The organism is Pseudomonas sp. PsB, assembly GCF_043658375.1.
GTDB lineage: Bacteria > Pseudomonadota > Gammaproteobacteria > Pseudomonadales > Pseudomonadaceae > Aquipseudomonas > Aquipseudomonas putida_Z.
Map to the genome: position 1 here is coordinate 815684 of NZ_JBIGLU010000001.1, position 13378 is coordinate 829061.

Below are 13378 nucleotides of genomic sequence, written 5' to 3' on the forward strand. Positions count from 1 at the left end.
TGTGCCGAGCAAAGCGTGCTGACCCACGCTGTGCCCACCCGTTTTCCTGGGGAGCTACAGAACGAGCAGGTCTTCAGCGATAGCTCGATGGCCACATCAACGGCGCCTCGGCAGTACGCGTCCCCGCCATCGTAGAAAAGTGCAGCTCGCCTAATTTGGATTTGATCTGCGAGACGGTAACGGGCATCACCTCTGGGTGCCGAACCAAGTGAACCTGCAATGTGTCGCAAAGCGCGAGGAGGATGTTCTTCCCACCTGGGCCACAGCAAATCTCATCGACGCCAAGATCAGAGAACATCTGAGGGTAGCGCTGACGAAACTCCCCAATATCGATCTCGGGAAGGGCTTCCGGGGACTGACTCATAGTGCTCAAGGCTTTCCAGAAGGAGTAGAGGCCCCGGCCATGGTGTGATTTGCGATCAAAATGGCAAGCAGAGCGCGCCGGCCAGGGATGGCCGAGAGGCGTGAGGATGGACGCCCCCAACGGGGCCGAGACCGGCAAAGCCGGGCTCGGTTTACGACAGCCGGCCCCAGAGGGGCACGCCCAGGACTTAGCGGTGCATTTTGCTGAGCCGCTCGACCAGTCTAGCGGGTGGGTACAGCTCAGCGTGACCAAGCTCGATTTTATAAATCACTGGAGACGGTTGGGTGTTGGCATATAGCGATCACCTGCCAAACGCCGAAACTCTTGAAGGCTTCGCCGCCCCCCATCTTTCCTAAACGTAGCCACCACGTACCTGGAGTTAAGGGTCGTGATAACCCAGAACCTCCCTTCTTTGGCCACAGACTGAATGTCAGATGTGCGGATCAGGTGGCCGTCTGCGAACCTACCAGTCGGGTGCTCAAGTAGGTGGCCAAATACAATGCCCACGGCGCTGCACGCGTGAATCTGGACGTTTACAAGATAGGCAGTTACCAGGGACTCATAGTCCTGGTTCACCGCTCGAGCAATCCGTAGCAGATCGAAGTCGCTAAAGCGCTTCACATGGAAGTCGACCGCGACAGTGTTGATATCTGTCACGAGTGAGAACTCCGAGGTTCAGCCCCGGCATTCGGCTTTGTGGCACGACGTCGGTACAGCTCCTTCACGCCGGTCAGGGACTCGACATCAAGCCTAGGCTCGTGCGTATCGACGTATACGGCGCCGCTCTCGACCTCAAGCACACAGATGGGCACTTCTGCACGGTCGTAGCCCATCGACAACGACTTGAGCTTCTCCATCTTCCAACCAGTGCCCTTGTTCATCCAGCCGGGAGTCATGACTTGAACATCCTGTACCACCAGGCACTCGTTCTGAGCCAACAGCAACTCCATGAGTCGCGGCTCATCGTTGAGCATCTCTTCATAGTCGACGAACCGATCCTCGTGCTGGCGCTTGAGGCTGACGTGATACCAGTGCGTCGCCAGGGATCGGGTGACTGCATGAAAGTGAGCGAGGCCATCCCCAAACATACCCACGGGGCCAGCCTGGTCTTGCGTGCTAATGCGGAACATCGTGAATCTCATCTGGGCAAGTCCGCCAGGCGGAGCTTGCGGGTCAAAATAATCCGAATATTGTCTTGAGCGAGGCAGTTTGCTCGCGACCTTGGCCGATCAACACATACACCGTGTTCCGTGTCTCAAACATGCATACGCCGTCATAGGTCTTGCACAGCGTCGACCGCACCCATCCGCCAGGCGGGAACCGCCCCTGGCTGTCGTAGGTGACGCAATGGGAGTACAGGAACATCGGCTGCAGGCCTGCAGATCGAACCCTCGCGAGCGACTCAGGCGGCTCATCGACGTGGAAAAGAAGCCAGTCCTCAACAAGGCAGTACGGTCTACGGGGGAAGCGTTCGGCGAGCAGTGCCTCAATCTCAGGTCGAGACAGGGATGTGCCAGCGGAAGAGATTTTTCCTTCCTGGAGCAACTCGTGCTCAACAGAGCTATCAGTCACCAAGTACCTCGGTATCCAAAACGACGAGGTGATGTGCGAACGGGATCGTAGCGGCAGATCGCCATTCGACTCACTCGAACCAATATATCTGTTTGAGCGAGTCGAGGCAAACGAGGCATACCGTCTCATTTTGCGGAGGCAGAAATGCCGCTACGCCATTCTCTCGCCGCCGTGCTTCAGTCGCTGCGAACGCAGCAAGGCCTGTCTCAGCAGGAGATCTCCGGCCTGGTTCGTCAACAAACGATCAGCGAGCTGGAAGCTGCTCGCTTCACGGCCACCATTGATACCGTGAGGGATCTGGCCATTTCGTTGAACATCAGCCCAGCCACCCTGTTCGCCATGGTGATTGCTGCTGAGAATCAGCAGACAACACACCAGGTGCTGATCGACGCAATTGTGGAAGCGGAGGCCTTGGGCAGAGCCAACGAGATCATGGAACGACGGCCTCGCGAGATTGAGCATCCACGAGTCACGGCTGCCAGAGAGAAGTGGAAGGCAGTTCAAGCGCTGAAAAAAGACGGCCTCACCCAGGCTGAGGTGTCCCGTGCTCTGGGGTACTCGAAGGGCACTGTGTGGCGGCTTTGGGAGCGGGAGCCAGGCAGCTGCGGCTGAGAGGCTCAGGGCGATACGAGAGCTGAAGGAGGCCGGCCTCTCTCTGGCCGAGGTCTTCAAGAAGCGGGTTGCCGAGTAGCACGGTTGGGCGTGGCACGCAGGTTAGTAATAACCGAGCGCTCTTGTTGGAGCACTATTCATTACACGGCATCTTAGGGAGAAATCACGACGCGGCGGCTGATGCGGCTACGGAGAGGGCGTCTCCACGAAATCCTTGTCTTTGCCCGTAAAGAACATCATGGCCGTTCGGGACTGCAAGCAGTTTTCCGCTTCCTCACTGAACAGTGATCGTTCAACAGGATCAGCCCAAATTTGAGCCACCCCCTCTTTGCGGAATACCTCCAACGGGAGAGGAATCGACGCATACGGATTGTGATAGATCCTCAGCCCATCGGTGATCTTTTCCGAGCATTCATCGCCCTTAGAAACAACGTGCTCCAAGCCGCTCGGTGATGACCAGATCGAACGAATGATCGCAGTCGGGCAACCGGACATCGCATCTACTTTCCCCCAAGTGCCCAGGTGGCTGAACACCACTGCGCTGATGTGGCTGAAGCGCGGACAGTCGAAGAAACCCAGCTCGATCTCTGCGCCATTGTCTTTTTGCACGCTCCCCAAGGTTTTCCCTTCAAGACCATTGGGGAAGCGCCCAGGATTGGCTATGTATTCGGACTCATCCACGTAGTAGTCGAACAGCAAGGCTTCGATTGGTCGAAAAGCTTGCAGTTGAAAACCGGGTTGCTCAAACGGGGCAAGGGCGAGGACAAAGGGTCGGTCTTTGACATGGTCATGGTGGGCATATTTGTCATCGAATTTTCGCGACTTGCTCATAAAGGCATTAGCCAAGCGAATGATGGCAACCCGATTGAGTTCGTTGAAATCGACGTCCTTGTAAAACTCGGGCGTCATTCCCAACCCCCATTCGGGCGTTGCGTCAGCGGCATGGTTGGCCGTGGTAGCCTCGACGGTGAACGTCACTTCACCCGCTGTGAGCAGAAAGTCGGGTGCAGGGTGAGTCCAGTCAAATGAGAAGCCATAGTCGCGAAAAGTCGCGTGAAGGTAGATCTCCCAGAAGCTTGAGTTGAAGGTCGTCTGAAACTCCTTCACAAACTTATTATCCCTGTCGGGGAACCCCTCAAGCCAACGCAGAAGCTCCTCTCTCTGATAGTGCCGGCCTTTACGCCCGTCGGTGATCGTTTTGAAATGAGGATGGAGCTTGTCGGTATGGTAGAGAGGCGTAAGCAAGTCCACTGGAGCCACCGTCGCTGCAGAATGATGACATAAGGTAGTGCCTGTCATCGTATCTAGGAAGGGCTAGACCTAGAGCATGTCAGCGTGATGCAGAGGCCCCAACCATTGCGCTTCACGCCCGTCGTAAATTTCCCCACCTGCCCGGCAAAAAAAAGTCAGTTGGCCGAACAAGCGCTCGATCAGCGTGGGTTATAACCACTACGGGCCAGGGCATCCTGCAGCTTTCCGACAGCAGCTCGGATTGAATAGGCTTCGTGATCATCTATTGCGCACCCACGAAACTCGCTCCAGTGGGCCCGCTTAAAGAATTGGGCAAGTGCCATAGTCTCTCCGTGGCTCAACTCGGCGTCCGCCTGGCAGCCATCGATCTCGAAAATCACTCTGACATTGCTGTACTGGGTCAGCTTGCTCATGGGGGTGCTCCTCTTGGGGCATTTTGGCGGATTGTGGACGAATTGCTTCATTTGTTCTCGTGACGCTATCACCTGATCACGAATCTCTTCGGGATCGATGGCCATGCCACCTCCAGGTGTCGTTCTCAGCGTCTTCAATGAGTTCACCGCGTCGATGAACGCCCGCTCTCTGGCTTTCTCAAGCTCAGAGCGATTATCTCCAATGGCGTGGTTCCACAGGCGTCTGACGAAGCTTACGGCAGCCCGCCTCGAGCAACGGTACATAGATTTTGCTATCACAATTCGCGCTCGCGCCGGCGAGTGGCTGCATTCGACCTATCCATCCAGTCGTCATGCTCCTCATCATCAATAAGCGTCGACAAAGCGTTAAGAAGACGATCTCGGATTACACGCTGCTGTTCCCAGAGTGAATCCAGGTCGGGAGCATCACTCATCGCGTCAATCGCTTCCTCGACCGCCTCCAGTTCGTCAGCACGAGCTTTCTCAAATTCTGAATTCATCTGGCACATCTCCTATCCACCCATTCGGCCTTGCAGCTGCTGAATCTCATCCTGGAGAACCACGATTGTGTGCTCCAGCTTGCGGATGTTGACTCGCATTTGATTGATGACCCTCAGGGCTTCCTGATGATCGTCCATGTACATATCGCGAGCCTTCTCCGTCTCCCTGAGGTTGTTGAGCAATTCGGTGTTGGCAGCTCGAGCGTCTTGAACCTGGGTGAACCAATAGACGATCTCAACCCTGCTGAGCTCCAGCAACTCCTCAGGTGTGCGCGTCTGAGCTTTCGCGGCTGCCTCGTCGTTTTTTTGCTGAGCACGCTCGGCCTTGATTTCTTGCAGACGCTCAAGCGGCCAGACGCGATGGTAGATGGTGTTCCGATGTACTCCAGCCAGCTTGGCCAACTGGGTTGCGTTGGCCGAGATTGAAGAGTCTTTTTCCATTTTCTTCAGTGCAGCATCAAGCGCCAACGTAACAGCCTCGAAGTTCTCCTCATTCTTGGCGTCATAGGCGGCTGTACTCACACAGATACCTCAATGCCGAGTTGCGTGAGCACGCCTTTGGCCTCGGCTATCACGAGCTTCATTTGCTCGATGGACAAGGCAACGTCATCCAGATCTCTCAGTTCTGCAAAGGCCGCAGCCGGATCCGTTTCGTAGCGCCTGAGCGCCAGGGTGTTTTGAACATAGATCTCTTGCCACTTGGGTGCATTGGCCTCTGTCACCACCGCGTTCTGGCACCGGTTGGGGTTGCACCGCAGTGAGCCGATGCAGGGAATGGACGGATCATCCAGATCCGTCGCATTGCCGTAGCAATATCCTTGACCGACGTTGATGACCGCGAAATTAAGCTCAACCATCCGCTCAAAAATTTCGTCGTTCGAATAGCCTGCCTCGAGATAGCCCCTGAAGTATTTCTTGAGCCGAGCACGGTGCGCGGGTGCATTGTCGCCGGCATAACCCCCGTCGGGGTCTAAGGAATTCATGATGAACTCCTTCTCGGCATCCCTTCGACCGGGGGCATCTGAGCCACCACCTGAACTTAGGGCTTCACCGATGCCGCCGTAGTCAATCGTAACGGTGCCGACCCGGTTGTGACGCCTATCTTGGCCGATGGTACTGGCATGGTGACCAAAGTGCTTAAGCTGGTAGGAAATGAACGGCAGTCCTACAGCAGCCCTGAACATCTGGTTGGAGAGTGAGTGCCTCAGTGTGTAGGGCGATACATCCAGCTCTTCGAGTTCGTCGAAGGTCACGGTGTTGGCCAAGAAAGTACAGAGTTGATGGGTTAACCCAGACCCGCTCAACGAGTTGGCCTCATGTTGCATGCCTGGCTTCACGGTGTTCATGTTGGCGAACAGGTAGGGGTTCTGCTTGAACCGGTTCAGGATCCGCAGCACTTGGACTGCATCCTTGACGATTGGGATCGCAACCCACTTGTCATCGAAAAGCTTCCTGAGGACTTCCTGATGTTTGATGACACCGCTGATGATGAGGTCGTGCCCGAATTCATCAACTGTCAGGCAGCTATCAACCAGACAACCGGCTAGCTCTGATGGCCTCATTCCAGTGTACTGACCAATGATGTAGCAGGCGCTGTTGTTGATGTGGGTGAGGTACTCATACAGCTCGTTGTCCATTGGAGCTCGTGTCAATTTACACAGCGCTTCCTTGTCCTTCAGCATCCCAGGGTTTTGGGGTGACCAGTATTCAGGCTCCAGCTTGTAGAGGAAGGGCTTGATCTGGAGGCCCGTGTAGCCCCTTGAGGTCATCCGGTATGCAACGTAGATGTCGTAATTTCTCCGCGTGATATTGGCGCTCCTGGCCTTCTGATATTCAGCCAAATCGAGCCGGCTCAGCGTGTACTGATCGCAGATGTCTTCCTTCAGCGCTCTGAGGAAATCGACAACGGCGAACGAGCCCTCACGGGAGCACTTTTCGAAAATATGATTACTGAACCATTTTTTTCTGGTGCGGTTTTTTTTGTTGGTAAAGCTGTTGTACTTCCACTTCAAGGCCTCCAGATCCACATAGGCCAAAGGCTTAGAAAATAGGTTTTCGACCAGGAAGTGAGATCGTAATACCTGGAAACCTTGAAGGGTTGGCCCCCTGAAGGCTCGGTCAAAGTGTTCAGCCCCCGCCCGATAGTCTTGTTCGGTGAAGTCGGCCAAGCTGAAGTGCGATCTTTCGAAGAAGTGATCCCCATGTTCCGCTCGCTTACGAGCACACATTTGATCGATAAACGGAATCACGGATTTGAACATGTCCAAGACTGAGTGAGGTTTGCGGCTCTTAGATTTTCGACTGAAGTGAAGAGCCCCTGGAATCTCCAGCACGCACAGCATGGCCATCTTCAGCTCGAACAGGATAGTGCTGTTAAGGCTCTCATAGACCCCGAAATCGATGCGCGATTTGGCGCCCTGGATGTCCCTCGCAAGTGCGTGAGGCTCACCGTTGAAATCCCAGAGCATATCCTTTACGAGGCTCAATTTGCTGGCTGGGAGGTTCATCAGTGCTGCGAGCAGCTCAAGTGCGTTCACCCCATCGTTGGAGTGGGAGGTGACTGCGATGAGCTCGTTGCCCAAGTAGCCCAAGAACCGCTCGCGCACGGCTTTGATTTTGTAAATGAGGCTATCGAACCCGAGGATCACAGGGAGACCGTCTCAATCAGAGGGCTAGGGATGATGTGCTCTGCCAGACGACGAGCCTCATCCAGTTGCTCCGCTGTGAAGCCGTGGTCAGACGGCGTGAGGATACTTTCCAGTACCTCAAGGTTCTCGCGGATGACAGCGCCATAGGGTGTTTCTGCCACGTTGCTTGTGGACATAATCGAGGTGTAGTCCCACTGCATGGCAAAAAGGTCGGGCAGATTCGACACAGTGATGATGGAGTTGCTACAGGACAGGCACTTGTTGAGCAGCGAGCACTTACTGCCTTTTTTGTAGCTCGGCAGCCTTTTAATTTCATCAGGAGGGTTAAGCGCATCCTTGCAACTGACGAGGCCCGTCCGAATGATGATCGGCGATGAGGTTGCCGCAGGGGGAGTTGGCTTGACCTGCTGGCTATCGCGAATAATCGTGCCTTTGTGAATTTGGGTGAGCGCTTTGGTGTTGACCTCACGAGCTGTTTTGTTGAATTCGAGCTTGTCGAGATAGCTCTGGGTGGCTTGTATCGACTTGTGCCCAAGTATTACCTGGATTTCCCTGACCGATAGGCCTAGCGCTACGAGGTCGGCCACGAGGCTCGGGCGCAGTCGAGAAGCCGAGATATTCAGCGGCTGCCCGTCCTCAGTTTTGAGGTCGTGATCCATGGCTAACTGGTTCATCACATTGTTGATGACAGTTGAGTCCTCGAACGACTTCACCTTCCGGAATTCGGATTGCTTCTGCGACTCGTAGATGAACAGCCTCTCTTTGATTGGCCCTTCAGCGCGCTCGCGAATGTGGTGGGTCAGGTAGATGACCTCGTCGAAGATCTTCTTGATCTCAATGCTTTGTGCCCGTGAGTACCATGTCCAATCCGCGTGCATCATGTCGAGATGAAGAACCTTCCCCCCACCTGAGCGCACTTTCCAGTAACGCAGGTATGGGCGATGGGTCACCTCGTGGCGCTCGACGAAATCATCGATGTCCAAGCTTTTGAGAGAGTCCGCGTTCAACCCCGTCACCTGCGCAAGGCGTGTGATGTATGGCGCCAGCATCCTCGAGGTAACATGGTAAATAACACCCCAGCTGGCATACGTCTCAGCGATTCCTAGCCCGCCGATCTTCAGCAACCGCACAAAGGCTTGCTCATATTTGTCATCAGGATCAGCCGACCACCGGCTAATCATCCTGCCGTTGAGCTTGTTCTCAAATATCCAGCGAGCGTTCTCTAAGGTGGCCATACCTCTCACAAGGTATCCGTCCTCACCCAACGGATCACTGCCACCATGGAAGGGTACATAGTCCTTTGCTAGCTCGTTAGTCTGTAGCCGCTCCATGTCACAAGCTTGCTGGATCGCCGTTCGTGCGTACTTCGGGTATGGGCGATATTCATCCGTCTCTCGAGCGGTGTTGAATCCTTCCACATCAATAAATGATGTGAGGCCCATTCCGCGAATCTTCACTGCTCGCTTGAGCATCGAACGGACTGCCGACAAGACACCCTGTGAGTAGAGTGACGTAAGTATGTTGGCCTCCATTTGATCGGTGAGGTACTTCCTGAAACGCGTCAGGTAGTGTGCTGTAACGTACTCCCGAGGATCCTCATTTCCCGTGAAGCCAACCTCACTCAGATGCAGGGTCACCAGTCGGAAACCATCACTATAATTCTGCTGGCCGGATGCGGATTTCGACTTCAGCGACGCCGCAGCAAACATGTGCAGGAGCTTGCTGAAGGGCCTATTGGGATCCTCCACCAGGTCTTCGTACTTTGAGAGTCCGATGAGCCTGAGCTCAGCGAGCGCCTTAGTCAGGGAGTCCTTTGGCGCGGCCTGCTGTTTTTTAAGCTCGGCTTCGACCTCTCGTTCCTTACAGTTTTTGTAGTCTGCCTTGATGACGCCAAGCCGCGTGAGGTCAGTGAGGATGTCTTGGAAGGTCTGCTCAACGATGACGAATTTGGAGCGGGCCCACTTCAGGTTTTTCATCCCGTCGACCTGGAACAAGCTGGCCTTCGACGAGATGGTATTGCCGAATACTGGGACGTTTTGCTTCTCTGCCTCTGTCAGGCCTTCGTACCAGCAGAGAAGCTTCCGGCGCCACTCATTCGCGATTGAGGGCTGGTCGGGGATCACGATCTGCTCCTCGATCATCCGCTGGATGATCGAGTCGAGGATGTCTTCCCTCGCGTTGAAGGTGTTGCCGCTTGTCTCCAGTTCATCCTTGAGATACGTGTAGGCTGGGCTCAGCTTTCCTCTCTGCGAGAGCTGCACGTTCAGGAGGGATTGGCGACTGCTCTTGATCTGCGTGGCCCACGCCTCAATTGCCTCGGTGACTTCGGACTCTTTCCGCTTGGGACGCCTGGCTTGGTCGGAAGCCTCAGATTCGCTGCGAGATTGACCGTCTGCCTGATCCTCAGGCGGCTGATGAGTGGTGCTCATTCTAGGCTTGCTCCCGATCCAGGTGAACGCAGAAGGACGTGGTGATTCCTCCCGAGTGGTAACCAGAATGAATACCATGACGGTGCGTTGGTCAAGCCGTAGAAATGTATAAAAACCTTATGAATCAATGAGTTAAGAGTATGCTGCTGGCATACCCTTAACGCTAAGCGCTTGTCCTATCAGGCATTTTTCGTGGCTGAGATGGCGGAATGTGTCAAAAGCAATTCGCGAAATTTTTTTTATCTGAGGCAGGGCCGGAGGGGTTTACGAGGCGGATCATTTTTTATCTCCGGTCTTGATGCGAATGGTCGTCCTCTCGCGTAGAACGTGCATCTCTCCGCACTTGGTTTTGATGAGGGAATCTGGCGTGCAGAGCTTTTGGTAGATGTCATGAGGGATCTGCGCATACCCCTCAGTCGTGGTGGTATACGAGTGGCCATGCCCTATCGAAAGCATTCCCAGGCGCTGGAAATAATCCTCTCCAAGATCAGGGCTTGTGAGCAGAAGGTACGCAGAACCATGTCGGAACTTGTGTGCTGAGATCTTTCGCGTGATCTTGCGTGACTTTCGCGCCCGCTTGGAGAGGCGCTCAAACAGCTTTTCAACGCTCTTAGTGGTGTAAGGCTTCCCATGTGAGTTGAAGAAAGCAGGCGTCTCTTTCGGGTCTCTGATGCGCTGGCTATAGCGGTGGTACAGCGGCGTCTTGTGGTAGTTCTCGATGCGTTCCAGTGTCGTCCTGCTGACGAGCGTTATCCTTGGGACTATTTGATTTTTTTTGCCCTTGCTGCCTTGGACATGCAAGGGGCTGTAGTCCGCATTCACCGGTATGTTGCACTCAGCGGAAACGTACTGGAGCTTCTGGTACTCAAGCGCATCGCGAATGTGCTGAAGCGTTATGCGGGGAACCTCAGACTCTCGAATGCCCGAGTCGTAAATCAGCTGCAGCATGCACCTCTCACGTTCTGATTTTGTATGCAGGATCATCTGTTCAAGCTCAAGCATGCTGCATGGCTGAACGATTGCTTTGATATTCGCCTTACCTGTTCGAATCGGCCCGTGCTCATAAGGATTGTCAGTCCGGAGCGGAGGCTTACCATTCAGGCTGATGCACAGATGGTGGCTGAAGAAATGGTTGTAGGCGGCATCTCGGCCTTGCACCGTTTTGGGAGCAAGGCCCGCACCATCCAGGCGACCCAAGTACACCTCTAGGCTACCTAACCCGATACTCAGCAGGAGATCGTCTCGGCGGGAGTTCTCGTACTCGGGTTTGGTCTTCTGGTCTTGAAGTAGGTACGAAATACGCCTGGCATAGGACAGAACGGTTTTGTCTGCCTTTGAGACGTTCCGGTAGTTCCGGCACAGATAGGAGGACACCAGAGGGAGGAGCTGTTCATCGTCATCAATCAGCCCGCACCCAGTTACCTTCACGGATGGTTCACTGCCTTCTGGCTGAGCTAGGAACTGTTCTCGGTATTTGCCATTGGCAAGGATGGAATTGCTTAGGTCAAGATCTCTGTCTCGCACCGCAATCACTTTCATATTCTGAGGCCCTGCACATCGACTCAGGAAGGTCGGTGGGAAGTATGGCTCATGGCTCAGATTCTGGAGGGGGTGAAGCTAAGGGCTATCGGATTGTGCAGTTCAGTGTAGGGGGGTAGAAATCACCGCCTCGGCGGCGTGGTCGGTGCCGATCACCAGGCCCGCGCGTGCACCGGCGATGGTGTACTGGGCGACCATGCGGGTACGCGCCTTGACGTTGCCGACCACGAAGTCCACAAGCGTCGGCGAGCCGTTCTTCAACTCCACCACTTCAGCCGCCAGCGCCCGTACTGCCGGGGCGATATCTACGGTGTGCACTTCGTCGGCCTTGATCACTTCCAGGCACGCCTGGGCGTCATGCTCGTCATGCTGGACCTGGTAAGGCAGGCGCACGGCGATGAAGGTGTAGGCCTTGTCGCCGGTTTCGGCGCGCAGCTCGTTGATGGCGCGTTGGGCGAGCAGGGCGGCGGTCAGCGAGTCGACGCCGCCGCTGATGCCCAGCACCAGGGTCTTGAGCCGGGCGTTGGCCAGGCAATCCTTGATGAACGCCACGCGCCGGGCCACTTCGGCCTCGAGCGCGGCGGCGTCGGCGAACGGCGGCTGTACCTTCAGCGCCTGGGCAATCTCTTGCTGAACCGCTTGCATGGGTTACTCCTTGCTGGGGACTTTGAATACATGGCGCATGTAGGCGACGAAGTTCTCGTCGCGGCATTGGGTCTTGGCGGCTTCGTCCGAGATCTTCGCCACCGGCGCGCCGTTGCAGTCGGTCATTTTAAGCACGATGCTCATCGGGGCCACGCCCGGGATATCACAGGTCAGGTTGGTGCCGATGCCAAAGCTGACGTTGATGCGACCGCGCAGGGCACGGAAGATTTCCAGCGAGCGGGTCAGGTTGAGACCGTCGGAAAACACCAGGGTCTTGGTCATCGGGTCGATACCCAGTTTCTGGTAATGGGCAATGGCCTTTTCCGCCCAGGCCACCGGTTCGCCCGAGTCGTGGCGCAGGCCATCGAACAGCTTGGCGAAGTACAGGTCGAAATCGCCGAGGAAGGCATCCATGGTGATGCAATCGGTCAGGGCGATGCCGAGCAGGCCGCGGTACTCGCGCACCCAGCAGTCCAGCGCGGCGATCTGGCTGTCGATCAGTCGCGGGCCGAGTTGCTGGTGGGCCATGATCCATTCATGGGCCATGGTGCCCAGCGGCTTGATATCCAGTTTCCATGCCAGGTCGACGTTGCTGGTGCCGACAAAGCGGCCCGGGAAATCGTCGCGCAGCACACGCACCACTTCTTCCTGCACACGGCTGGAAAAGCGCCGGCGGGTGCCGAAGTCGGCCACTTGCAGTTCGGCCAGTTCCTCTTCGTTGGCATGCGCGCGCAGCCAGTCGAACTTGCGGTATAGCTGGTCGCGGGCCTCGGCCAGGCGCATGCGCGGGTGCAGATGGCGGTTGCGCACTTCGCTGATGATCGCCAGCAGCGGCACTTCGAACAGGATCACATTCAGCCACGGGCCTTTCAGGCGCAGGAACAGCTGGTCGTTTTCTATCCCCAGGCGTACGTAGCGCAGGTTGAAGCGGAACAGGCGCAGAAAGCGCAGGAAATCTGGCTTGAGAAAGCTGATGCGTTCGAGAAAGGCCAGCTGGCCGTCATCCAGGGTGAGGTCGCTGAGCAGTTCGAGCTGGTTGCGGATCTCGCCGAGGTAGGGGCGCAGGTCCTCGCCGTTGCGGCAGCGGAATTCCCATTCGACGTCGGCGTCCGGGTAGTTGTGCAGCACGCCCTGCATCATGGTGAGTTTGTAGAAGTCGGTGTCGAGCAGGTTGTGCACGATGCGCTCGGCGAATGCGCTCTCGCTCATCAATGGGGCTCCGGAAGCGGCGAATGGCGGACATTGTGCCAGCCTTTTCGGCCTTGTTGTGTCTGGGCTGGCCTCTTCGCGGGTGAACCCGCTCCCACAGGGCCGCGTATCTGCCAAAACAGAGGTGTTTTTTCGCGCACCAGCTAGCCTTGAAACGGTGCCGCCTGTAGCAGTCGCGCACCAGCTGTGTGCAGTT

At 55.8% G+C, this 13378-nt stretch carries 13 protein-coding genes and 1 pseudogene; 1 reads left to right on the plus strand and 13 read right to left on the minus strand.

The window, feature by feature from the left end; translation table 11 throughout:
* Positions 1–73: 73 nt before the first annotated feature.
* The 4 genes from ACGLHT_RS03735 to ACGLHT_RS03750 all read right to left on the minus strand — a co-directional run bounded on the left by ACGLHT_RS03735 (position 74) and on the right by ACGLHT_RS03750 (position 1936).
* Positions 74–364 carry a hypothetical protein gene (locus tag ACGLHT_RS03735; protein ID WP_054572124.1) on the minus strand — a complete coding sequence of 97 codons (291 nt, stop codon included), beginning with the start codon at positions 362–364 and terminating at the stop codon, positions 74–76.
* Between the two features lie 267 nt (positions 365–631).
* Complete coding sequence (locus ACGLHT_RS03740) at positions 632–1021, minus strand: hypothetical protein (protein ID WP_054572123.1); 390 nt, start codon at positions 1019–1021, stop codon at positions 632–634.
* The gene (locus ACGLHT_RS03745; protein WP_054572122.1) at positions 1018–1494 is read right to left on the minus strand and encodes a hypothetical protein; all 477 of its coding nucleotides are present in this window, start codon (positions 1492–1494) and stop codon (positions 1018–1020) included. The genes ACGLHT_RS03740 and ACGLHT_RS03745 overlap by 4 nt, the downstream gene beginning before the upstream one ends.
* A 43-nt stretch (positions 1495–1537) precedes the next feature.
* Positions 1538–1936, minus strand: coding sequence for a DUF6957 family protein (locus ACGLHT_RS03750; protein ID WP_054572121.1), 399 nt, complete (start codon positions 1934–1936; stop codon positions 1538–1540).
* Between the two features lie 144 nt (positions 1937–2080).
* On the opposite strand from ACGLHT_RS03750, the gene ACGLHT_RS03755 reads away from it, so the two are divergent.
* Complete coding sequence (locus tag ACGLHT_RS03755) at positions 2081–2548, plus strand: helix-turn-helix domain-containing protein (protein ID WP_054572120.1); 468 nt, start codon at positions 2081–2083, stop codon at positions 2546–2548.
* A gap of 186 nt (positions 2549–2734) precedes the next feature.
* On the opposite strand, the gene ACGLHT_RS03760 is transcribed toward ACGLHT_RS03755, so the two are convergent.
* From ACGLHT_RS03760 to pncB, 9 genes and pseudogenes are all read right to left on the minus strand, one after another.
* A complete protein-coding gene (locus tag ACGLHT_RS03760; RefSeq protein ID WP_054572119.1) occupies positions 2735–3799 on the minus strand; it encodes a hypothetical protein in 1065 nt (354 codons plus the stop codon).
* A 179-nt stretch (positions 3800–3978) separates the two neighbouring features.
* Positions 3979–4212 (minus strand): hypothetical protein, encoded by a 234-nt coding sequence (locus ACGLHT_RS03765; protein ID WP_206605080.1) that lies wholly within the window; start codon positions 4210–4212, stop codon positions 3979–3981.
* Between the two features lie 275 nt (positions 4213–4487).
* Positions 4488–4712 carry a hypothetical protein gene (locus ACGLHT_RS03770; RefSeq protein ID WP_054572117.1) on the minus strand — a complete coding sequence of 75 codons (225 nt, stop codon included), beginning with the start codon at positions 4710–4712 and terminating at the stop codon, positions 4488–4490.
* 12 nt (positions 4713–4724) lie between these two features.
* Positions 4725–5234, minus strand: coding sequence for a hypothetical protein (locus ACGLHT_RS03775; protein WP_054572116.1), 510 nt, complete (start codon positions 5232–5234; stop codon positions 4725–4727).
* Positions 5231–7360, minus strand: coding sequence for a hypothetical protein (locus ACGLHT_RS03780; protein WP_087535083.1), 2130 nt, complete (start codon positions 7358–7360; stop codon positions 5231–5233). The genes ACGLHT_RS03775 and ACGLHT_RS03780 overlap by 4 nt, the downstream gene beginning before the upstream one ends.
* Entirely contained in the window at positions 7357–9789 is a 2433-nt protein-coding gene (locus ACGLHT_RS03785) for a site-specific integrase (RefSeq protein ID WP_061202538.1), read from the minus strand. Before ACGLHT_RS03785 ends, ACGLHT_RS03780 begins: the two co-directional genes overlap by 4 nt.
* A 276-nt stretch (positions 9790–10065) precedes the next feature.
* On the minus strand, positions 10066–11328 hold the full coding sequence (locus ACGLHT_RS03790) for a tyrosine-type recombinase/integrase (protein WP_054572213.1): 1263 nt from the start codon (positions 11326–11328) through the stop codon (positions 10066–10068).
* 120 nt (positions 11329–11448) lie between these two features.
* Positions 11449–11973: pseudogene (gene nadE, locus ACGLHT_RS03795) on the minus strand (NAD(+) synthase); the annotation flags it as partial.
* A gap of 3 nt (positions 11974–11976) precedes the next feature.
* Entirely contained in the window at positions 11977–13182 is a 1206-nt protein-coding gene (gene pncB, locus ACGLHT_RS03800; RefSeq protein ID WP_274120269.1) for a nicotinate phosphoribosyltransferase, read from the minus strand.
* Positions 13183–13378: the final 196 nt, after the last annotated feature.